General features: G+C 72.9%; 21 protein-coding genes and 1 pseudogene. 10 read left to right on the top strand and 12 right to left on the bottom strand.

All coding sequences use genetic code 11. The features are described from left to right. Window positions 1-161: 161 nt before the first annotated feature. Both IEZ07_RS34230 and IEZ07_RS34225 read right to left on the bottom strand, forming a co-directional pair. Window positions 162-1,031, bottom strand: coding sequence for a TIGR03620 family F420-dependent LLM class oxidoreductase (locus IEZ07_RS34230; protein ID WP_191898592.1), 870 nt, complete (start codon window positions 1,029-1,031; stop codon window positions 162-164). Further along, the gene (locus tag IEZ07_RS34225) at window positions 1,028-1,942 is read right to left on the bottom strand and encodes an NmrA/HSCARG family protein (RefSeq protein WP_204054774.1); all 915 of its coding nucleotides are present in this window, start codon (window positions 1,940-1,942) and stop codon (window positions 1,028-1,030) included. Before IEZ07_RS34225 ends, IEZ07_RS34230 begins: the two co-directional genes overlap by 4 nt. Window positions 1,943-2,060: 118 nt before the next feature. Between IEZ07_RS34225 and IEZ07_RS34220 the strand changes: the two genes are divergently transcribed. Beyond that, window positions 2,061-2,675, top strand: coding sequence for a TetR/AcrR family transcriptional regulator (locus IEZ07_RS34220; RefSeq protein WP_239321270.1), 615 nt, complete (start codon window positions 2,061-2,063; stop codon window positions 2,673-2,675). Window positions 2,676-2,987: 312 nt separating this feature from the next. On the opposite strand, the gene IEZ07_RS34215 is transcribed toward IEZ07_RS34220, so the two are convergent. Then, window positions 2,988-3,878 (bottom strand): TetR/AcrR family transcriptional regulator, encoded by an 891-nt coding sequence (locus IEZ07_RS34215; protein WP_191898590.1) that lies wholly within the window; start codon window positions 3,876-3,878, stop codon window positions 2,988-2,990. A gap of 103 nt (window positions 3,879-3,981) precedes the next feature. On the opposite strand from IEZ07_RS34215, the gene IEZ07_RS36135 reads away from it, so the two are divergent. After that, the gene (locus tag IEZ07_RS36135; RefSeq protein ID WP_239321273.1) at window positions 3,982-5,028 is read left to right on the top strand and encodes an alpha/beta fold hydrolase; all 1,047 of its coding nucleotides are present in this window, start codon (window positions 3,982-3,984) and stop codon (window positions 5,026-5,028) included. A 45-nt stretch (window positions 5,029-5,073) separates the two neighbouring features. On the opposite strand, the gene IEZ07_RS34205 is transcribed toward IEZ07_RS36135, so the two are convergent. After that, window positions 5,074-6,336 (bottom strand): PEP/pyruvate-binding domain-containing protein, encoded by a 1,263-nt coding sequence (locus tag IEZ07_RS34205; RefSeq protein ID WP_191898589.1) that lies wholly within the window; start codon window positions 6,334-6,336, stop codon window positions 5,074-5,076. A 59-nt stretch (window positions 6,337-6,395) separates the two neighbouring features. On the opposite strand from IEZ07_RS34205, the gene IEZ07_RS34200 reads away from it, so the two are divergent. Together IEZ07_RS34200 and IEZ07_RS34195 are read left to right on the top strand one after the other, a co-directional pair. Next, the gene (locus tag IEZ07_RS34200) at window positions 6,396-6,791 is read left to right on the top strand and encodes a DNA-binding protein (protein ID WP_191898588.1); all 396 of its coding nucleotides are present in this window, start codon (window positions 6,396-6,398) and stop codon (window positions 6,789-6,791) included. Beyond that, on the top strand, window positions 6,788-7,423 hold the full coding sequence (locus IEZ07_RS34195) for a transcriptional regulator (RefSeq protein ID WP_191898587.1): 636 nt from the start codon (window positions 6,788-6,790) through the stop codon (window positions 7,421-7,423). Before IEZ07_RS34200 ends, IEZ07_RS34195 begins: the two co-directional genes overlap by 4 nt. 137 nt (window positions 7,424-7,560) lie before the next feature. On the opposite strand, the gene IEZ07_RS34190 is transcribed toward IEZ07_RS34195, so the two are convergent. Beyond that, on the bottom strand, window positions 7,561-8,766 hold the full coding sequence (locus tag IEZ07_RS34190; protein ID WP_191898586.1) for a coiled-coil domain-containing protein: 1,206 nt from the start codon (window positions 8,764-8,766) through the stop codon (window positions 7,561-7,563). A gap of 372 nt (window positions 8,767-9,138) precedes the next feature. Further along, entirely contained in the window at window positions 9,139-9,657 is a 519-nt protein-coding gene (locus IEZ07_RS34185) for a YceI family protein (protein ID WP_275413885.1), read from the bottom strand. Between the two features lie 275 nt (window positions 9,658-9,932). On the opposite strand from IEZ07_RS34185, the pseudogene IEZ07_RS36130 reads away from it, so the two are divergent. Next, window positions 9,933-10,379: pseudogene (locus tag IEZ07_RS36130) on the top strand (IS5 family transposase); the annotation flags it as partial. 18 nt (window positions 10,380-10,397) lie between these two features. On the opposite strand, the gene IEZ07_RS34170 reads toward IEZ07_RS36130, so the two are convergent. After that, the gene (locus IEZ07_RS34170) at window positions 10,398-10,832 is read right to left on the bottom strand and encodes an Rrf2 family transcriptional regulator (protein ID WP_191898583.1); all 435 of its coding nucleotides are present in this window, start codon (window positions 10,830-10,832) and stop codon (window positions 10,398-10,400) included. A gap of 129 nt (window positions 10,833-10,961) precedes the next feature. On the opposite strand from IEZ07_RS34170, the gene IEZ07_RS34165 reads away from it, so the two are divergent. Continuing rightward, window positions 10,962-11,711, top strand: a complete 750-nt coding sequence (locus IEZ07_RS34165; RefSeq protein WP_191898582.1) for an SDR family NAD(P)-dependent oxidoreductase — start codon at window positions 10,962-10,964, stop codon at window positions 11,709-11,711. A gap of 62 nt (window positions 11,712-11,773) precedes the next feature. On the opposite strand, the gene IEZ07_RS36125 is transcribed toward IEZ07_RS34165, so the two are convergent. Beyond that, window positions 11,774-11,908, bottom strand: a complete 135-nt coding sequence (locus IEZ07_RS36125) for a hypothetical protein (RefSeq protein WP_275413886.1) — start codon at window positions 11,906-11,908, stop codon at window positions 11,774-11,776. 277 nt (window positions 11,909-12,185) lie between these two features. After that, window positions 12,186-12,608, bottom strand: coding sequence for a PPOX class F420-dependent oxidoreductase (locus IEZ07_RS34160; RefSeq protein WP_068904506.1), 423 nt, complete (start codon window positions 12,606-12,608; stop codon window positions 12,186-12,188). A gap of 165 nt (window positions 12,609-12,773) precedes the next feature. Between IEZ07_RS34160 and IEZ07_RS34155 the strand changes: the two genes are divergently transcribed. After that, on the top strand, window positions 12,774-13,433 hold the full coding sequence (locus tag IEZ07_RS34155; protein ID WP_191898581.1) for a class I SAM-dependent DNA methyltransferase: 660 nt from the start codon (window positions 12,774-12,776) through the stop codon (window positions 13,431-13,433). 122 nt (window positions 13,434-13,555) lie between these two features. On the opposite strand, the gene IEZ07_RS34150 is transcribed toward IEZ07_RS34155, so the two are convergent. Together IEZ07_RS34150 and IEZ07_RS34145 are read right to left on the bottom strand one after the other, a co-directional pair. Then, on the bottom strand, window positions 13,556-14,626 hold the full coding sequence (locus IEZ07_RS34150) for a BMP family lipoprotein (RefSeq protein WP_204054775.1): 1,071 nt from the start codon (window positions 14,624-14,626) through the stop codon (window positions 13,556-13,558). 159 nt (window positions 14,627-14,785) lie between these two features. Continuing rightward, complete coding sequence (locus IEZ07_RS34145; RefSeq protein ID WP_191898580.1) at window positions 14,786-16,390, bottom strand: methyl-accepting chemotaxis protein; 1,605 nt, start codon at window positions 16,388-16,390, stop codon at window positions 14,786-14,788. A gap of 239 nt (window positions 16,391-16,629) precedes the next feature. Between IEZ07_RS34145 and IEZ07_RS34140 the strand changes: the two genes are divergently transcribed. Beyond that, window positions 16,630-17,853, top strand: coding sequence for a tyrosine-type recombinase/integrase (locus IEZ07_RS34140; RefSeq protein ID WP_191898579.1), 1,224 nt, complete (start codon window positions 16,630-16,632; stop codon window positions 17,851-17,853). A 218-nt stretch (window positions 17,854-18,071) separates the two neighbouring features. Here the strand turns inward: IEZ07_RS34140 and IEZ07_RS34135 are convergent, their stop codons facing one another. Further along, entirely contained in the window at window positions 18,072-18,293 is a 222-nt protein-coding gene (locus IEZ07_RS34135; RefSeq protein ID WP_068904515.1) for a hypothetical protein, read from the bottom strand. A 491-nt stretch (window positions 18,294-18,784) separates the two neighbouring features. On the opposite strand from IEZ07_RS34135, the gene IEZ07_RS34130 reads away from it, so the two are divergent. Continuing rightward, the gene (locus IEZ07_RS34130) at window positions 18,785-19,504 is read left to right on the top strand and encodes a nucleotide-binding protein (protein ID WP_204054776.1); all 720 of its coding nucleotides are present in this window, start codon (window positions 18,785-18,787) and stop codon (window positions 19,502-19,504) included. Then, window positions 19,504-20,397 carry a ParB/RepB/Spo0J family partition protein gene (locus IEZ07_RS34125; RefSeq protein ID WP_191898577.1) on the top strand — a complete coding sequence of 298 codons (894 nt, stop codon included), beginning with the start codon at window positions 19,504-19,506 and terminating at the stop codon, window positions 20,395-20,397. Before IEZ07_RS34130 ends, IEZ07_RS34125 begins: the two co-directional genes overlap by 1 nt. The last annotated feature ends 655 nt before the right edge of the window (window positions 20,398-21,052 follow it).

The raw sequence follows: 21,052 nt of genomic DNA, 5'->3' as shown, positions 1-21,052 counted from the left end.
GCGGGGGCGGGGTGGCGGTCGTGGGGCCGGGGGCCGCGGCGGCGGCGGAGACGGCCGCGGCTTGAGCGCCGCGGCCCTGGCCTGATGCCCGTTGAAGGGGTGGCATGATGACGGACCGGCACGTCCCAGCCCGTTCCTGGATGGCCTGATCAGGAGCTCGCTCACAGCAACTGCGCGGCAAGTTCCTGCCATTGACGCAATGGCGGCTCATCTGGTGTGGCCGTCAGCACGTGCAGGCTGACGTGATCCGCACCGGCGTCGAGATGCAGCTCAACCCGCCGAGCGATGTCCTCGGCCCCGCCGGTGGCCACCAGGGCGTCGACCAGCCGGCCGTCGAGGGATTCGGCGTCGTCGAATCCCAGGTCGCGCAGCAGTGCGAGCCGGTTGGGTAGGGCAGCGGCCGCGTGAGCCCGGGCCGACTCGGCCGCGCGGGCGCGGGATGAGTCCAGGACAACGAGCTGGGTGACCGCCAGCAGCGCTTGCGGCCCGAGCAGGCTTCTGGCCCGGCGGGTGTGCTCGACCGGCATGCCCAGCGGGTGGGCGCCGCAGGCGCGTTCGGCGGCGAGCTGGAGCATCTTCGGGCCCAGCGCGGCCAGCACTCTAGGCGCCCCGGGAGCAGCCGGCGGGCCGAACGGGGCGGCCTCCATCGCGTCCAGGTAGGCGCGCATGGTCGCCACCGGCGGGCCGAAGCGATGGCCGCGCACGTCGGTGACCAGGGCGGGATGGCTGACGCCGAGGCCGAGCAGGAACCGTCCGGGGAAGGCCTCGGCAAGGGTGCGCTGCGCGGCCGCGGCACTGACCGCGTCGCGGGCGTAGATGCTGGCGGTGCCGGTGGCGATGACCGTCTGCCGGGTGGCCGACAGCAGCAGAGCGGCCTGGGCCATCGCCTCGCGGCCGGTCGTCTCGGGAAACCACAGGGCCGGATAGCCGAGGTCCTCAATGGCGGCGGCCGCCTGGCGCAGGGCAAGGGCGGGATAGCGGTCCATCTCGCCCGCCCAGATGCCGACCCGTCCGAGGGCGAGCGCGTTCATCGGTTCTGCTCGGCGGTGTCCTGGGCGGCCAGGAAGCCGGCGATCTGGGCCGCTCCCGTCCGCTGCAGCCAGGTGCGCAGGTCCATCAGGCCGGGGTGCAGAGCGCGGGTGAAGGCGACGTCGGCGCGGTAGCCGCGTTCGTTGAGCCAGGTGTAGGCGTAGGCGAACTCCTCGCCGATCTGCGCGATCACCTCGATCGGGATCTGGACGTATGGCAGCGGCCGGCAGACGGCTTCGGAGATGGCCGCGGCGATCTGGCGTGGGGTCAGTTCGTCCCCGGCCAGGTCGACCGCGCGGCCGATCCACTCGCCCGGCTGGGCGAAGGCCAGCGCGGCGAAGGCGCCGACGTCGTCGACGGCCATGATCTGCTGCGGCGTGTCGGCGGCGAACGCGGTGGCCACGGCGCCGTCGTGCAGGTGGTAGGCACCGGTGTAGTTCTCCATGAAGGAGACCGGGCGCAGGAAGGTCGCGGGCAGGCCAAGCCGGGTGATGTGCTGTTCGATCCGCCACTTGTTGATCGTGTTGTCCGGCAGCTTCTCGGTGTTGTGGCGGTCCGCGCCGGCGAGCGAGGCGTAGACCAGGTGCCGCACACCGGCGGCGTGGGCCGCGTCGGCGACGTTGCAGCCCCAGCGGACCTCGTCCTCGGCCGAGAAGCCTGCCGGGGTGCCCGGGGAGCCGACGGTGGGCTGCACGCTGAACAGGCCGTAGGTGCCCTCGGCGGCGGCGACGAGCGAGGCGACGTCGTCCATCTCGGCGCGGACGAGCTCGGCGCCCGCCTGCGCCAGCGCCCGGGCCGGCGCGGCATCCGGATCGCGCGTCACCGCCCGTACCCGCCGGCCGTCGGCGAGCAGCCGCGCCGTCACGGCTCGGCCCTGCAGGCCGGTGGCCCCGACCACCACGATGGTCTTCACGATGTGTCTCCCGACAGTAGGCATGCGGAGGCCGCCCACTTAAATGGGGTGTCCCTCCGGTTATGGGTGAGTACGATATGGAGGGCCACCCCGTTTTACAAGCCCGCTCGGAGGTCACATGCCGCCAGACAGCCGTACGACCTCGCCCACGCGGCCCATGCGCGCGGACGCGCGCCGCAACTACGACCGCATCCTGGCCGCGGCCGCCGAGGCCATCGCCGAGCAGGGGGCCGAAGCGTCCCTGGAGGAGATCGCCCGGCGCGCCGGCGTCGGCTCGGCCACGCTGCACCGCCACTTCCCCTCCCGGCAGCGGCTGCTGGAGGCCGTCTTCCGCGACAAGGTCGAGGCCCTGTGCGCCACCGCCGCCGACCTGGCCGCCGACCCCGATCCCGGGCACGCGCTGGCGACCTGGCTGGGAGCCGTCGCCAGGCACGCCGTGTCCAACCGGGGCCTGGCCGCCTCGCTGATGCGGGGAGCTCAGGACGGCGATCCCACCCTGGGCGCCACCTGCCACAGCATGATCACCAACGCGGGAGCAGACCTGCTGGCCCGCGCGTGCCGGGCGAACGCCGCACGGCCCGACGTCTCGATCACGGATCTGCTCAAACTCGTCAACGCCATCTGCCTGGCCGTTGAGCAGGAACCCGACGGTGCGGCCCAGGCCGACCGGCTGCTCACCCTTGCGCTGACCGGAGTGCACCCTGCAGGAGAGACGGCGGGCCGAAGAATGTGACACGGAAGATGAATCATCAGTCACACTGACGGCCGCCGGATCCTGTCCGCCCAGTTCGGCCTCCGCCGCGCCGCAGGCGACTCGGCAACATTATGTGTCACATCCACGTGCAGGAGGACGGCCCGTGTCCGTCGTGGCGTTCCCCAGCTCACCGGACCCCACCGCCCGCACCCTGCCCCGCCTGCTGGCCGGCCGCACCGCCGGGCCGGGGGATGGTCGCCACTATCGCCGAACCCGCTGAGCTGCGACTACAGCAGCCCACGGCCCCCTTCTGGCGTATTCCGGCCGCCCCCGCGGTGGGTTCGGCGTGGTTCAGGGCGCCTCGGGCGAGGGCGCAGCCGGCGGGAGCAGACGGCTCCGGGTGGCCTCGACCCCTTCGAGCAGTACGGCCAGCCCGACGGTGAAGGCCTCGTCGGCCTGCCGCGCCACGTAGGGCGCGGGCTCGTCGTCACAGACCGGGACGGAATCGGGAATCGGCTCGTCGTCACGGGCCGGAACGGGGGCGGGAGCCGGGTCCTGCGCGGAGAGCCGTACCGACATGGGGAAGCGCTCGGCGAAGTCGGGGGCGAGGCGCGCCAGCAGAGCCGACCGGCCGGCCCACCACTCCTGGTCCGACACGCCGGTCGCGGCGGCGGCGAGCCGCGACTCGGCCGCCGCCTGGGCGTTGCCGCGCACGAAGCCGAACAGCGCGGACACCACGGCGCGCAGCGTCGCGGCGGGCAGTCCCGTGTGGAAGAGGACGCCCGCCAGCGACTCCAGTACGGCCTGCTCGTGGGGACCCAGCACGGGGCGGGCGTAGGACACCCGCAGCACCCACGGATGCCGCAGGTAGAACGACCTGAGCTCCACGGCCCACGAGGTCGCCGCCGCCCGCCAGCCCCGGCTCAGGTCGTACCGGCCGGGCAGTTCGGCGTGCGCCCGGTCGTACATCAGGTCCAGGAGCTCCGCCTTGCCCGGCACGTAGGTGTACAGGGCCATGGAGGTGCAGCCGAGCCGCTCGGCCACCGCGCGCAGGGAGACCTCGGCCGTGGACGCCTCGTCGGCCACCGCGATCGCCGCCTCCACGATGGCGCCGACGCTCAGCGCGCGCTTGGGCCCCGGAGCCCTGCGCGCGTCACCGGTGCGGTTCCGCGGCGCTTCCGGCCCGCCCCACAGCAGCGCCATCGACCGCTCGGCATCGCCCTGACCTGCGAACACGCTCACGAATTAACTCCTTATAGCATAAGCTATCATCATCTCCGAGATCAGTTTATGGCGTATGGAGTTATCAGCCCCGGCGCCGCACCGGTGAAGGAACGGAGATCCCATGCCTGAGGCGAGACTGCACGACGGAAGCGTGATCGAGATCGAGGTGCACGGCACCGGCCCGGCCCTGCTGCTCCCGGTCGATCCCCGGCCGGCCGCCGGAGAGCGGGCGGAGGAGCTGCGCAGCTGGGGCATGGACCCCGCGCTGGGCCGCTCCCTCGTCGAAGGGCTGAGCGACGTGTTCCGGGTCGTCGCCTTCGATTACGAGGGCCATGTCATGGCCGCCCCGAAACCCGGCACCCTGACCCCCGACGCCGTCGCCACCGATCTGCTGGCGGTCGCCGACGCCGTCGGCGCCGGCAGGTTCGCCTACTACGGCTACTCCTGGCTGGCCCTCAGCGGACTCCAGCTCGCCGTCCGCACCGACCGCCTCTGGGCGCTGGCCATGGGCGGGTTCCCACCCCTGGCCGGGCCGTACGCGGAGATGCTCAAGGTCACCGAGGCCACCCACGAGCTGGCCGTCGCCGCGGGCGCCCCGCCCGAGTGCCGGGAGTCGCCGTCCCCGCGGGCCTCCGGGGACGGGACGGAGAGCGGGCGGGCGTCCGGGGACGGCACGGAGAGCGGGCGGGCGTCCGGGGACGGCACGGAGAGCGAGTCGGCGTCCGGAGATCCGGCGCGGGACGGGCGAGCCCTCGAGGAACCCGCCCGGGACGCCGAAGGCACCGGAGGCACCGGAGGCACCGGAGGCACCGGAGACGCCGGAGACCTCGACTGGTCGACCGTCGAGGTGACGCTGACCGAACCCCAGACCCGCCAGTTCGTCACCCTCTACCGGGCGTTGCAGGACTTCGACGACCGGACCGCCCAGCCGCGGGTCACCTGCCCCCGCCTGTGCTTCGTCGGCTCGGCGGACGAGATCTCCTACGGCGAGCGCTGGGGCGGCGTCCGGGTCAGCCTGGCCGCCCCGGTCATCGACCGGCGCGCCGAGCTCGAGGCCCTCGGCTGGGACGTGCGCGTCCTGGACGGGCTCGACCACACGCAGGCCATGCAGCCCGCCCGCGTGCTGCCGATCCTGCGGCCCTGGCTCCTCTCCCGGACCGGCCGCTGACCGCCCGCCGCCCGGTTCGGGCTCCGGCTCGCGCCTTCGTGTCGGTCAAGCGTTCGCGGCCGTGACGGTGCCGTCGGTGCCGTCGACGGTGATGACGGTGCCGTCGCAGAGCCTGCCGGTCGCGTCCGGGACGCCGAGGACGGCGGGGATGGCGTGCTCGCGAGCGACGATCGCGGCGTGGGAGAGCACGCCTCCGGTCTCGGTGACCACGCCGGCGGCGATGCGCAGCAGCGGCGTCCAGGCGGGGTCGGTGAAGGGGCAGACGAGGATGTCGCCCGGGCGCACGCGTGCGAAGTCGCCGGGGCCGCGGACGATTCTCGCGGTGCCGGTCGCGGTCCCGCGACTGCCCGGTGTCCCGGTGAGCGCGGCGGCCGGGACGTCCGGGGCTCCGGAAGGCGGCGCCGGCGGCGGGAGCGCGGCGGTGACCGGCCGCGCCTGCAGGATCCAGGTGCGGCCGCCGGCGATCGCCCACTCGATGTCCTGCGCTCCGCCGAGCAGGGCGGCGACGTCTCTGCCGAGCCCGGCCAGCCGTGCGGCGGTCGCGTCGTCGATCGTCGACCGGTTCCGGGCGGGGACGGGCACCGCACGGGTGACGAGCCGCGTGCCCCGCCGGTCGAGGCGGGTCCGTTTGTCCGCGACGGTGCGGGTGACCGAACCGTCGACGGCGACGAGGTAGGCGTCGGGGGTGACCGTACCGCCGACGACGCCGGGGCCCAGGCCCCAGGACGCCTCGATCCGGGTGGCGTCGTCCGGGTCCGCGGGGGTGAACATGACCCCGGACGCCTCGGCGTCCAGGTGGCGTTGGACGATGACGGCCATCCGGGGAGCGCCGGACGGCCGGTCGCCGCGGCGGGAGGCGCGCCGGTAGCCGACGGCCCGGGGGGAGAACAGCGAGGCCCAGCAGGCCCGGACGGCCTCGGCGACCCGGTCTGCTCCGTGCACGGCGAGGAAACTCTCGTACTGGCCTGCCGCCGATGCCTGGGCGGTGTCCTCGCCCGCCGCCGACGACCTCACCGCCACGGGCGGATCGCCGAGCTCGTCGAGCGCGCGTCCCAGCGCACCGATCAGGGCGGGGTGGAGCGGGCGAGTCTCGATCGCCCGTCGCATCGCGCCGGGTCCGTCCGGCTCGCCGGTGAACCGCCCGGGCTCCGGGTCGGGGACGGCGCCGAGGTGGGCGGCGTCGAGGTAGGCGGCGAACGGGACGACGAAGCCGCCGGGAACCGGCAGGCCCGCGCGGAGCATCGCGCCGAGGGCGCCCGCCTTGCCCCCGCAGGTCTCGGCGACCGCCTCCGCGAGCGGTACGATCATCCACCCAGCCTTTCAACAGAAAATTGACAATATTCTGTTGATTGTGGATCATGGGCCGCATGGAACGCAAGCACGACATCGCTCATGCCGGGCGCACCGACCACGTCCGGGCCCAACGTGAGCGGGACGCCCGTGAGCGCCTTCTGCGCCTGGGCGCGGACGCGCTCGACGCCCGCCCGTGGCGGCCCGCACCCACTCCGACGTCGGCGGTCGACCTCGTGCAGTTCGCCCTCTGGCGCTGGGCCGACCTGGGGCCGGAGGACGTCCTGAGCGCGCTCGCCCTCCTGCCCGCCGCACGCGCCGAAATCGAGGAGCTCGAGGCCGGCCTGCTGTTCACGGCCCGGAGCGCAGGGCTGACCTGGGCGCAGATGGCGCACGCGATGGGGTTCAACTCCCCGCAGGCGTGCCAGCAGCGGTACACCCGCCTGGCCGCACGGCAGGACGACGGCTCGTGACGCGGGACTCCCTGCCCGACCTGCTGGTCCTGCACGCCGTACGCCTCACCGGGTTCGCGGACACCTCGGTGATCGCTCACCGGTTCGGGCTCGACGCGGCCGAGACCGAAGAGGCGCTGCGCGACGCCGAGGCCCGCGGCTGGGTCGGGCACACCGCGTTCGCCGGCACCGGGGGCTGGTCGCTGACCGACTCGGGCCGGGCCGAGAACGAGCGCCGGCTCGCCGCCGAACTCGCACGCGTCGGCGGGGCCGACGAGGTCCGGGCCGTCCACCGCGAGTTCCTCCCGCTGAACGCCCGCCTGTTGCGGGCCTGCACCGACTGGCAGATCCGGCCCGCCGCCGGGGACCGGCTCGCCGTCAACGACCATTCCGACCCCGCCTGGGATGCGAGGATCCTCCGCGAGCTCGCCGACATCGACCGGGCGCTCGCACCCCTCGCCGACCGGCTCGGGAGCGTTCTCACCCGGTTCCGCGGATACGACACGCGGTTCGCCGCGGCCCTGGCGCGCGCCCGGGCCGGGGAGGGCGCCTGGGTCGACCGCACGGACGTCGACTCCTGCCACCGTGTCTGGTTCGAGCTCCACGAGGACCTCATCGCCACGCTCGGCCTGGACCGGCACGCCGAACCCTGACCCGGACCCGGACCCGGACCCTGACCCGCGGACCCGGACCCGGACCTGCGGACCCGGACCGGCACGCCGAACCCCGACCCCGCGCTCCGCCGCCTCTCGCCGACCGGGGAGGATCCGCCTCGCCCCCGTGCTCCCCGCTACGGCCCTCCGGCCGCATCCGCGGAACGCCCGGGGGCCGACGGGGTGAGCGAGGAGAGCGCGGCCAGCAGCTCGTCCATCCGGGCGCCGCGCGCCTCGGCCGCCTCCAGCGCGGCGTGCAGTTCCCGCGCCCTGGTCTCGGCGGCCAGCCGCCCGGAGTGCGCCCGCTCGGCCTCGGCTCTCGCGGAGGCAGTCTCCTGACCGGCCCGGCCGAGCTCATCACGGACCCGGTGGAGGTCCTCGCGGACCCGATCGAGATCCCGGCGGGTGCGCTCGGCCTCGGTCCGGGCCGCCGCAGCTTCGCCGCGGGCCGTCTCGGTCTCGGCGCGGGCCCGCTCGCGCGCGGTCTCGGCCGCCTCGGCCCTCACCTGGAACTCCTGGGCCCGCTCCCGGGCGCCACGCGCCTGCTCGCGCAGGGCCGTGCACTCGGCGACCGCCTCGGCCAGCGCCCGCTCGGCCTCCGCCAGCCGCCCGGCCCTGTCCTCATGGGCGGCCCGCAGCCCGCGCAGCTCCTCCCGTACGGCACGCAGTTCGGCGGCCAGCTCCCCGCGTTCGGCCTCGGCGGCCGCTCGGCCGGTCTCGGCGGCCTCCCGGGCCGCCTCGGCCTGGCCGCGCGACCGCTCCTGGGCGGCCACCTCCTGCCAGGCCTGGAGCCGGACCTCCTCGGCCTCGGCACGGGCGCGGTCGGCCAGCCGTTCGGCCTGCTCGCGCGCCGAACGGTCCTCGCGGGCGGCGGCCAGGGCCTCACGGCGGCGGCGCTCGGCCTGCTCGGCCCGCTGTCCGGCCGCCTCAGCCTCCGCCCGCGCCTCCGCCGCCTCGGCCTCGGCTCCGGCGATGCGGGCCAGCGCGCCGGTCTCGGCCGTCTCCAGGCGCTCGACGAGCCGCGCCAGCAGGGCGCCGAGCTCCCCGGCGGCGGGCAGCAGCCGATCGGCGAGCGCGCCCGCCTCGGCGAGGGGCTCGGTGAGATCGGCGGCCTGCCGTGCCCGCCGGGCCCGGGAGGCGGCGTCCGCACAGGCCTTCCGGCAGTAGAACCGGGGGCGGCCTCCCCTGCGCCGCCCCTCCTCGTCGAGCGGCTCGGGCGGCAGGGGCTCCCCGCAGTGCATGCAGTCCTCGGTCCGCCGCTCCGGCGCGGAGCCGGTCCGCGGGGCCGGCGCGGTCTCCTCGGGATCGTCCTGGTCGTCCTGGTCACAGAGGTCGCCGATCATGGACGAAGCCTAACATCGAAAGCATTCGCGTCATCGCTAAAAGGAATCACGCTTCGCGAAAGATTTTCCTCGAGCTTGTTCTGAGTTGCGATAACACCCGGTTAACGCAACTCAGAATGAAGGGCCGAAGAACGCACCCTCAGCGCTTCTGTCTGTGCTGGAGTAGCCGTAGTAGGGATGGACCCGCAGCGGAACCGGAACGCACGCCAAGCCGGTTCGAGCAGCTCGGCAGAGCGACCAGGAGGGGGCCAGAGGGTGTCGGCGTGCGTTCCGGTCGCGTGTCCCCGCTCGGAGAGCCGCGAAGGACGACTCGGTCGGCGTGGACGACCTCGCTGCGTCTTGTCGACACCCGGCGCTGTCACCGGCTCATGCTCAGCCGGCGAGGAGAGCCTGTGTCCCGATCAGGACGGCGGTGACTTCAAGAGTGATACCGAGGTGGCGGCCTGTCATGCCCTTCGCCCTCGTCAGGCCGAAGGCGTACCTGTCGATGCCGGTCGTGGCTCGGACTCTCAAGCACCGGTCACCGGTGACGACCGGGCCGAGCGCCAGGACCGTCGGCCGGGTCATGCCCCGCACGGTCAACGACCCCTGCACGCTGACGCCGTCAGCGGATCGTCCGACATTCCGGCTGCGGAAGACGATCTCGGGATGTACGGCGGCGTCGAGGTAGTCCGGGGACCGGACATGCTCGTCCCGCTGCGGGTTGCCGCTTTCGAAGCTGGCCGCCCGGATCACCGCCTCCACAGCGCAGTCGCCGATGTCCTCGGTGATCGAGATCCGGCCGTGATCGACGGTGAAGGACCCCCGTACAGGCAGCAGACCGAACACCGCACGTGTCGTGAACCGGACCGTCGTCGCACCCGGGTCTATGCGGTAAACGCCCGGTGCCACCCCGGGCCGGCTGACAGCTGGATCCTCTATCACGCCGACCGCTTCCTTCTGCCGATGGCCGATGGCATGGTGTCGGCGGTCGCATGGCCCAGGGAGCGCTTGCCAACGCGTGTCGCCTCAATGATCTCCATGGAGACGACGATAGAAAAGCCGGTTCACCGCCGGAATCCGACTACGTGCACACCTCAGGTATAGGTAGGTACACCGTCTTGAGGTAACTCCTCCGCTCCCTGAAGGGGAGGGGTTCTCGCTAACAACTCCTAAGGCCCAACACGGGGCCGAGCCCGGTCGACCGGGGGAAGACGGGCTCTGAGCATCATGTGATCGCCGATGGCAACGGCATCCCCCTCGCGATCAGCCTGACCGGGGGCGACCGCAATGACGTCACCCAGTTCATGCCGCTGCTCAAGGGCATCCCACCGGTCCGGGGCCGGCGCGGGCGGCCCCGGCAACGCCCGAAGACGCTGTAGGCCGACCGCGGCTACGACCACGACACGCACCGCCGCATGGTCTGGGCCAAGGGCGTGAAACCCGTGATCGCCCGCCGGGGCACCCCGCACGGTTCCGGCCTGGGCGCGCACCGATGGGTGATCGAGCAGACGATCGCGTTGCGGCACTGGTTCCGCCGCCTGCGCATCCGCTGGGAGATCCGCGACGACATGCACGAGGCCTTCATGACGCTGGCCGCATCGATCATCTGCTGGCGGCGCCTCGTCCGCTGATCATTCTGTTAGGAGTTGTTAGCGAGGTACTGCCAGGACGTCCTGGAGCACGTCCTTCAGCGTGACGCGGGCCAGCTCGCACCGGAGTTTCTCCTCGATGACGTCGTAGATGCGCTGCATCGCCGGCTGGATGCCGTGACCCACCACGCATCCCGGGTCGGGGGCGGCGCGGTGCAGCGCGAACAGCGGGCCGGGCTCCACCGCCTCGTACACGTCGAGCAGGGTCATCGATTCCAGGTCGCGTGCCAGCGACCAGCCCGCACCCACCCCGCGCCGGGACTCCACGAGCCCCGCCCGGCGCAGGTCGCCGAGCAGCCGGCGGATCACCACGGGATTGGTGCTCGCGCTGGCCGCGATCTGCTCGGAGGTGGCGACCTCATGGCCCTGGCGCTGGTAGAGGCCGATCCAGGCCAGCGCGTGGGCGGCGATGGTCAACCTGCTGTTGGCGCTCATGAACCCGTTCCTCCCGATCGCAACTCCCGATGTTACGACAACAACTGTCGTAACAGCCAAGGTTGCGACATAGCGATGTAACTATTACTGTTACGACAACTCGAAGAGGGTCAACCAGTGAGGTGAAGAATGAACAAGCCGCTGACAGGCAAGGTCGCCCTGGTCACCGGAGGGTCCCGCGGGCTCGGAGCCGCCACCGTACGGCTGCTTGCCGAGCAAGGCGCCGACGTCGCGTTCACCTACGTCAACTCCGACAAGCAGGCCCAGGCCATCGTCGGCGAGGTGCGCGGCAAGGGAGCGAAGGTCGCCGCGTTCAAGTCCGACCAGGCGGACGTGAGCCAAGCGCCGGCACTGATCGACGACGTGGTCGCGCACTTCGGTGGCCTGGACATCCTCGTCAACAACGCCGCGATCTCGGTGAGCGGCACGGTGGACGACCCGGATGCCGACACCTCCGCCCTGGACCGGATGCACGCCACCAACTACCTCGGCGTGATCGCCGTCACCCGGGCCGCCTCCCGAGTGCTGCGCGAGGGCGGCCGCATCATCACGGTGAGCTCCGGGCTGGGCACCCGAGTCGGCGTCCCAGGCGTGGCCGACTACGCGGCGACCAAAGCGGGGATCGAACGGTACACCATGGGCGTCGCCCGCGACCTCGGCTCCCGAGGCATCACCGCCAACGTCGTGGAAGCCGGGCTGATGGAAGGCGGCATGGACGCACCGGACCCCGAAACCCTCAAGGCCCTGCTCAGCTCGCTGTCCCTGCAACGCATGGGACACCCCGACGAGATCGCCGCGGCAATCGCCTTCCTGGCCAGCCCCGCCGCGTCGTACGTCGCAGGCGCCAAGCTAGACGCCCACGGCGGCTACAACGCCTGAGCCGCAGCGCCCTCACCCCGCCCTGCCGAGTGCGGCCTCCAGGCTGATCGCCCTACCATCCCTCACTCCGCGCTACCACGATCATCAAAAGTGAGCCAGAGCCGGTTGTTGTCAGTGATTTGCGCCCGGTTGTTGTCAGTAGAGTCTCCGGTCCCGGCAAGGCCGGCATCGACCAGTGCATCGAGCAGTTGCGTCACAAGAGCTCCGCTCCCGGGCGAGGCCGTCTCCGCGGGGCTGCTGCCGGCCGACTATGCCGGCACGACGTCATCGACGCGCTTCTCCAGCGGCTTCACCGGGAGATCACCGCGACGACGGCCAGCGCGGAGACGGCGCCCAGGACCGCGGCATGACCGCCGACGAGCACGCCGCCGCGACCGCGAGAGCCGCGGAGGGTGCCGGGGGCGCCCCGCCGCGGACCGGGACCACCGCGGATCCGCCGTGTGGTCGATGAGACACGGCTCCGTCTCCGGCCGGTCAGGGAGAGGCCTGGTCGCTGTCCTTGAACGCGCCCCAGCCGTGCCAGCGGTCGATCTCGATGACGGCGGTCACCCTGGCGCGGACCCGGTCGGGGTACGGCTTGCCGGTGTAGTGGCGGGAGATGCGGTCGATGTCGGCCAGGCCCTCGTCGTCGCGGAGTTCGACGGCGCGGCCGATCAGGCTGACGTGCGTGTACCAGCCGTCCCCGTCCAGGACGGTGAGGGTCACCCGGGGATCGCGCCGCAGGTGCTTCAGGCGCACCCGTCCCTCGTCCATGTTGACCAGGACCCGGCCGTCCTCCCACAGGTACCAGGTCGCGGCGGAGACGGGCGCGCCGTCCGAACGCAGCGTGGCGATGGTGCACGGGTTGGGCCGGGCCAGCATGGCCACGGCGTCGGCGGGCAGCGGGGGCTTGGACATGCTTCTCCTCCGGGACACGGACGCGGGCGGTCGGAACCAAGGACGATCTTGCCCCGGGTCCCGTCCGTTCAACCGGAGGCGCAGAACCGGCGCGGCCGTACGGCGGTGTCGATCGTCCTCGCGGACGATCTTCCGGAGGGCCGGGCCGGGATACGGTGCTCTCCCGTGACCGAACCGGACTTCCTGCGGACCACCCGCGACTCCTACGACGCCATGGCCGTCTCCTACACCGAGTTCGTCAGCGGCGCGCTCGACCGCATGCCGCTGGACCGGGCGATGCTCGCCGTCTTCGCCGAGCTCGTGCTGGCCGGCGGCGGAGGGCCGGTCGCCGATCTCGGGTGCGGTCCCGGCCGCCTGACCGCCCACCTGCACGGCCTGGGACTGACCGTGTCCGGGATCGACCTGTCGCCGGAGATGGTCGCCATCGCCCGGCGGGCGTACCCGCGCCTGCGCTTCGACGAGGGCTCGATGACCGGCCTGGACCTGCCGGACGGCTCCCTCGGCGGCGTCCTGGCCTGGTACTCGACCATCCACACGCCGCCGGAGCGGCTGCCGGAGGTCTTCGGCGAGTTCCACCGGGTGCTGGCCCCGGGGGGTCACCTGCTGCTCGGCTTCCTGTCCGGCGACGGGTCGCTGCGCGCGGCGGAGCCGTACGACCACAAGGTGGCGCCCGCCTACCGGTGGCCGGTCGACCTCGTCGCCGACCTGCTCGGCCGGGCCGGGTTCGAGACGACCGTCCGGCTGCTGCGCGAACCCGAGGGGGGCGAGAGGCACGCGCAGGGCTGCCTCCTGGCGCGCAGACCGGCCGGCGGCGGGACCGGATGAACCGGAGGATCAGGTGACCGGAGGAGCGCCCGGATCGGCTCCCCGCTCGGCTCCCGGCTCGATGGCCCGGTCGTCACCGGACCGGGCTGCTCACGGCCCGGGTCGTCACCGGGCCGGGCTGCTCACGGCTCGGTCGGCGGGGTGACGGTCCCGTCGAGGATCCGCCGGCGGACGGCGTCGACCTTCCGCTGCAGCGGGGCCACCGCCTCGGTGTTGGAGGTCGCGTAACCGACGCCGTCGGTCTTGAGGTCGAAGCGCTTGACGCCGCCGCTGCGGTCGCCCTTGATGAAGGCCTGGATCTCCTGGAAGACGGCGTTGTCCACCCGCTTGACCATGGAGGTCAGGATGGAGTCCCTGACACCGGCGTCCGCGGTCTGGTACTGGTCGGTGTCCACCCCGATCGCCCAGGCGCCCCTGCGCGCGGCGACCGCCTCCAGCGTGCCCGCGCCGGACCCGCCGGCCGCGGTGTAGATGACGTCGACCCCGGACGCCAGCATCCCCTCGGCGATCTTCTTGGCCTTGTCGGGCGCGCCGAAACCGCCGAAGTCCGGCGGTGTGGAGATGTAGTCGACGCTGACCCGCACGCCCGGCCGGGCCTTCGCAGCGCCCGCCGCGAAGCCCGCCTCGAACTTCTGCAGCAGCGGCATGCGCACGCCGCCGATGAAGCCCACCCTGCCGGAGCGGGACTTCAGCGCCGCGGCGGCGCCGGCCAGGTAGGAGCCCTGCTCCTCGGCGAAGACCAGGGAGACCACGTTCGGCGCGGTGAAGGAGTCGTCGTCGACGATCGCGAAGGTGGTGCCGGGGAACTCCGCGGCGACCTTCTTGAGGGACGTGGCGTACAGGAAGCCCACCGCGATGACCGGGTTGCGGCCCTGCTCGGCCAGCTCGCGCAGCCTGGCGGTCCGCTCCTCCTCGGTCTCCTCGGAGAGGGTGACCTCGGCGCCGTCGACCTCCAGCTCCTTCTTCGCCCGGTCCAGGCCCGCGGCCGCCGCGTCGTTGAAGCTCTTGTCGCCCCGGCCGCCCTGGTCGAAGGCCAGGCCGACCCGGACCTGCTCCAGTCCCAGGCCGTCGCCGCCCGCGGCGGCTGCGCGCACGACCGGCTCCGCCTCGGTCCCGCACCCGGCGAGCGCCGTGGCGGCGGCGGTGGCCAGCGCGGCCAGCGCGATCCTGCTCCTGTGGGGCCTGTCAGCCACTGTGCTCTTCCTTCTGACGTGCGGATCTGTGAGGTCCTGCGGGCTTCTGACGTGCGGATCCGGGTGATCCTGCGGGACGTACGGCGTGCTCACGGCGTGAGCGCGCCGTCCTCGCGGTGCGTACGCGCCGACCGGCCGTGATCGTGCATCGGACACGGCCTAGTAGCGGAACTGCTCGACGGCTTCGCGCAGCCGGCGGGAGACGCCGGTGAGCTCGGCGACGGTACGGCGCGAGCGGGAGACGTCGGCGTCGACGGCGGAGGCCGAGGAGGCCACGGCGGTGATGCTCTCCGCGATCCGGGAGGCGCCGCCGGCGGCGTCGGCGACGCTGCGGTTCATCTCGTTCGTGGTCGAGGTCTGCTCCTCCACCGCGCTCGCGATCGTCATCTGGTAGTCGCTGATGCCCGCGACGACCTCGCTGATCCGGCCGATGGCGCCGACCGCGGCGGCGCTGTCGCTCTGGATGGCCTGGACGAGCCGGCCGATCTCCTCGGTGGCGGAGGCGGTCGCCTGCGCCAGGTTCTTGACCTCGTGGGCGACGACGGCGAAGCCCTTGCCGGCGTCCCCCGCGCGGGCGGCCTCGATGGTGGCGTTGAGGGCGAGCAGGTTCGTCTGCTCGGCGATGCTGGTGATCAGCTTGACCACGTGGTCGATCTCGGAGGACGACGAGGTCAGCTGGACGACGGTGGCGTTGGCCGACTTCGCCACGGCCACCGCCTCGGTGGCGACCCGGGCCGCGTCGGAGGCGTTCTGGGAGATCTCCTCGATCGCGCCGCCCATCTCACGCGACCCCTCGGCGACGCTGCGCACGCTGTCGCTGACCTCCTGCGAGGCCGCGGCGGCGGCCCCGGCCTGCTCGGAGGTCTTGGTCGCGCTGTCGGCGAAGACGCGGGTGACCTCGTCCAGCTCGGCCGACATGTCCGCGAGCGTCCCCGCGTGGGCGGCCACGTCGGTGACGACGGTGCGGACCGCGGCGAGCGCCTCGTTGAGCGCCTCCGCCATCTGCGCGGGCTCGTCCGCGCCCTCGGTGGGCAGTTCCACGTCGAGCCTGCGGCCGGCCACCGTACGCAGGGCGTCCCGGGCCGTGGTGACCGGGTTGACGATGCTCCGGGTCACCAGCCACGCCAGGGCGCAGCCGAGCGCGAGGGCCAGCACCGTGCCGACGGTGATCGCGCGCTGGGCGGAGGCGGCCGCCTCGGACGAGGCCTCGACCGCGGCCTGGCTGCGCTGGTCGACGGACTGGGCCAGCTGCTGCGAGGCCCGCAGGATCCGGTAGTAGGTGTTCCAGCTGTCGTAGACGGCCAGCTGGTCGCCCTTCCAGAGGGCTTCGGGGGTGCCCGGCCTGAACGTCTCGACGATCGTGTCGTTCAGGACGAAGTACGTCTCGGACTCGGCGCCGACCCGCTCGAACAGCTTCCGCTCCGCCTCGGTCATCGAGGCGGTGGCCACCTGCGGCAGGAACTTCTCGAAGCGCTCGCGCTCCTGCTGCCAGGCCTTGTAGTTGACCGAGTCGCCGCCGAACGCCCGGTCGGCGCCCAGGCGGTGGACGTCGGAGATGTAGGCGCTCTGCCAGCCGCTCATGCCGGCCGCGTAGAACTTGATCTCCTTGGCCTGGCTGGTGAGCACCTGGAGGTCCCGGACCTGCGCGGCGGTGTTCCGCTGGTCCTGGATCGCGAGGAAGGAGATCACCGCGATCACTGCCAGCAGCGTCAGCAACGCGGTGAACGCCACCGCCAGCCGTACCCCGATCCTGACGCGCCGCATGTGGTCCTCCGTGATTGACGCCGTACGGCGGCCCGATCGGCAGGCGCGGGGCGGAACTGAGCACACTTCGCTCTGAGCGGACTCCCCTGTCCGCGGGGCCCCCGTGGAGCCGGCGCCCGTACGGCGGAGCCCGCGGCTCAGGGCGGGCCTGGCCGTATGATCGCGGACCTGGGAGTATCCGAGGCGGGCGTGGCCGGGCCGCGTGCCGCGCCGCGCGCCGTACGCCGGGGAGGCGATCGATGACCGGTGACGACGGGACGGGCGTCTCCGCCTCGGCGGACGTCTCCGTCCGCCCCGCCGCGGACGGGCGGAGCGCGGTGGAGCGGGTCGTCCGGGGGAAAGCCGCCCCGGAGACCGGCGCGGCGCCACCGGGCGCGGACCCGTCCGCCGCGATGCCGCCGGACACGGTGCCGTCCGCCGCGATGCCGTCCGGTGCAGTGCTGCTCGATGCGGTGCCGTCCCGCGTGATGCCGCCCGACGCCGTGGTGTCGGCCTCGACCGCGGCCCGCATTGCGGCCAGCGTGCCGGAGGCCACCCGCCGTGCCTACGCGGGGGACTGGAACCGGTTCACCGCCTGGTGCGGGAGGTCGGGCCGTACGGCGCTGCCCGCCACCGCCGAGACCCTGGCCGAGTACGTCTCCGTCCTCGCCGACGAGGGCAAGGCCCCGGCGACCATCACCCGGGCGATCGCCGGCATCCGCACCGCGCACCGCGTGAGCGGCCTGACCCCGCCCGACACCACCGCCGCCCGCGCCGTCCGCAGGGCGTACCGGGGCGAGCGCGCCGCCGCGGGCCTGCCCAACCAGCGCCAGGCGGCCGCGCTCGCGGTCGCCCACCTGCGGCGGATCGCCGCCGCCCTCGACACCGGCGCCCCGGCGGACCTGCGCGACCGGCTGGCGGTCGTGCTGGGCTGGGCCATGATGGCCCGCCGCAGCGAGCTCGCCGGTCTCGACCTGGCCGACGTCACCGAGGTCGAGCAGGGACTCGTCGTCACTGTGCGCAGGTCGAAGACCGACCAGGCCGCGACCGGGCGGCAGGTGGCCGTGCCGTACGGTTCGGATCCGCTGACCTGCCCCGTGCGCACCCTGCGCGCCTGGCGGGAGCTGCTGGCCGCGCACGGCGCCGTGACCGGTCCGCTGCTGCGCCGTGTCGACCGGCACGGCGTCGTCGCGGGCGTGCCCGGCGCGACGCCCTCCGGCCGCGGGCCCGCGGACGGGCGCCTCACCGGCTACGCGATCGGCAGGATCCTCATCCGGGCCGCGCACCGGGCCGGGCTGGCGGTCGACGGCCTCAGCGCGCACAGCCTGCGGGCGGGAGGCGCGACCGGCGCCTACACCGCGGGGGCCGACCTGGTCTCCATCGGCCGCCACGGCGGCTGGCGCGACGGCTCGGCCGAACTGCTCAAGTACATCCGCGACGTGGACCGCTGGAAGCACAACCCCATGCACGGCTCGGGCCTGTGAGGGCCGCGGTGCCGGGCTCGCTGCCGACGGGCCGGACGCCGGGCTCGCTGCCGACGGGCCGGGCTGCGGGCCCGTCCACTGCGGGGCGGTTTTCGGACGGTCCCTATTCGGGATTACGGTCCTCTATGTCACCGTGCCCGGGCCGGCGGGCCCGGGCACGTGGTGCTCGGATGCTCCGTCACGGCGGCCCGGCCTGCGGGCCGCCGTGACGGGCCCGCTCACCAGGCGTAGCTGTACAGGTAGTTGCTGCTGGCCCCGTACGGCCCGGCGAACTGGTAGTTCGAGTAGTACCAGCTGCTACCCCAACCGGGGCCGTAGCCATAGCCGCCGTAGTAGGGATACGGGTGGTCGGTGTCCGCCAGGGCGGCACTCTGACCGGCGAGCCCTAGGGCCGCAACGGTTCCTGTGATCACCAGTGCACGTCGGATCATCGTCATCATTGCGATCTTTTCCTTCCGCTCCGCGCGTCACGGTCGTGGACGACACGGATCACTCGAAGGGACGCCGCGGCAGTCAGCCTTCAGGACCGGACATGGTTCCCATCCCTGACTGGAGCGGTCTCATTTCACATTACGCTCAGCCGTCCCGCGCATCGGAAGAACGCCGAGTGATGATCTAAGGAGTTATGTCCCTATATAGGGAGACATGCTGGCCGGTTGTGACCGAGGACGGTTGCGATCTCCACCCGCGGGCGGACGGCATGGGACGCCCCTGACCTCTCTCACCCGGGAGACGGCGGCCGTCCGTCACGGCGCGTGGGGACCGGGCGCGCCGATCCGGCTTCCTCATGAGCACCCGACCCCCTTCATCACGAGCACCTGACACCACGCGGGCCACAGGTGTTCACGGCGTAAACACCGGAGGCATCTGGAATAGTTGGCCTCCTGATCCGAAGTACCGGAACGGGAAGCACACGGAACAGGAGCCCGACGTGGCCAGAGTGCATGTTGTCCTCAATCAGAAAGGCGGCGTCGGCAAGTCCACGCTCGCCGTCAACCTCGCCGCCGTCACGGCGGACACCGTGGGCGGGGTGGCGGGGGAGAACCCCCCGGTAGTCACGGTCTCCATCGACCCGCAGGGATCCGCCGTCTGGTGGTCGGAGCGGGTCGGCGACGCCCTCCCCTTCGACTTCGTCCAGGCCCACGACGACATCGCCGGGCTGGCGGGCCTCCGCCACATCCCGCACGTCACCGACGTGTGGGTGGACACCCCCGGCTGGCTCGACCTGTCGGACGGGGCCTCCTCCGACGACCCACTCGGGGACGGCAAGGCCGCCGAGGCGCTGCGTGCCGTACTGGACAACGCCGACGACGTGATCGTCCCCATCGAGCCGGAGCCGCTGTCGTTCCAGCCGACGTTCAACACGATCGAGAAGGTCGTCAAGCCCCGGAAGCTGCCCTATCTCGTGGTGGCCAACAACTGGGACCCGCGCGACGGCCGCGCCGACCTGGACGACACCCTGCAGTTCGTACGCAACCAGGGCTGGCCGCTGGCCAACACGGTGATCAGACACTACAAGATCCACTCCCGCGCGTCGGCGGAGGGCCTGGTCGTCACCCAGTACCCCAAGAACCGGGTGGCGATGGAGGCGCGCGAGGACTTCTACCGGCTCGCCCTGGAGCACGGGCAGATGCGGAACGGGAAGCAGTGATGGCGGGGAAGAGGACGAGTCTCGCGGCGCTGATGGTCGGCCAGCCGGCCGAGCCCGAAGCGAAGGCCCCGGCCCCTGCCCCGGTGACCGTCGCGGCCGCCAGGCGGCCGGAGACCCTGCGGCTGGAGGACCTGGCCGACAACCCGGACAACCCCCGGGAGAGCCTCCGGGACCTGGAAGGGCTCGCCGACACGATCCGCGACGAGGGCGTGCTGCAGGACCTGGTCGTCGTCCCCCGGGACATCTGGCTGGCCGTCCACCCGCACCACGGCGAGGAGATCGGCGACCGGCCGTACGTCATCCAGCACGGCCACCGGCGCCGCCACGCGGCCGCGCTGGCCGGGCTCGCCGAGGTGCCGGTCAAGGTGCGCGATTCCGCCGAGTCCGCCGAAGAGCGCACCCTCATCGAGAACTTCCAGCGCGACGACCTGACGCCGCTCGAGGAGGCGCGGGCGCTGCAGCGGCTGATGGAGCTGCGCGAGATCTCGCTGCGGGAGGCCTGCCGCAGGGTGGGCAAGTCCCCCGGCTGGGGATCCCAGCGGCTGGTGCTGCTCAGGCTCAGGCCCGAGCTCCAGCAGGCCCTGATGGACGGCACGCTCAAGCTGGAGGACGCCCGGGAGATCGGAAAGCTCCCCCCGGAGGAGCAGGCCCTGCCGGTTCCACCGGCCGTCCCGCCTACTGCGGAGGAGCGCCGGAGCCGGGGGGGTGTTCACGGCGTGAACACCCAGGAGGTCGGGCCCGCCGTCCCCCGGCAGACCGGAACCGGCAGACGGGACCGCGGTGTCATCCCCCTCGGGCCGCCGTCGGTGATCGCAGCGGAGCTGCGGGCCCGGCTCTCCCGGGAGGATCTGGAGACACTGGTGGAGCTGCTCTCCGCCACGGTGGCCCGCTGACACCCGGCCGCTCGGCCGCCCGGCCCGCCACATCGCGCGGAGACGGGAGACGCCGCGCGCGACCGCGAGACCACCCGGGCGGCGCGGTGTTCACGGCACGGACGTCCGGAAGGGCGGCCGCAGGGTTCCCCGCTCCCCCTTCCCGTTGAAATCGGCGTACGGCCGACCGGGAAGGCCGAGTGGAGACCTTTCGCAGAGCGCTGTCACGGCGAACGCGCAGGCGGCCGCCATGCCCTCGGTGTCGAGGGACAGGGTGTTTACGCCGTGAACACCGCCTGCTGATTCCGGCATCGTCCGGAGGGGAAGCGGTGCTGGGACCGTGCTCCTGCGAGAGCGATGGTGTTTACGGCGTGAACACCCGGCGGGTGAAGTCGTCAGCGGTCGCCGGTTCCCGGGCCTCCGGTCCGAGGGTGAGACGGGAGCCTCCGGTGTTTACGGCGTGAACACCCGGCGGGTGAAGTCGTCAGCGGTCGCCGGTTCCCCGGCCTCCGGTCCGAGGGTGAGACGGGAGCCTCCGGTGTTTACGGCGTGAACACCCGGCGGGTGAAGTCGTCAGCGGTCGCCGGTTCCCGGGCCTTCGGTCCGAGGGTGAGGCGGGAGCCTCCGGTGTTTACGGCGTGAACACCCGGGCGGTGCGGCCGGCGGCTTTCTGCCG

This window comes from Planomonospora parontospora (genome assembly GCA_014647935.1).
GTDB lineage: Bacteria > Actinomycetota > Actinomycetes > Streptosporangiales > Streptosporangiaceae > Planomonospora > Planomonospora parontospora.
The sequence above is the reverse complement of the archived record's forward strand: the minus strand, read 5'-3'. Positions and strand labels throughout refer to the sequence as shown.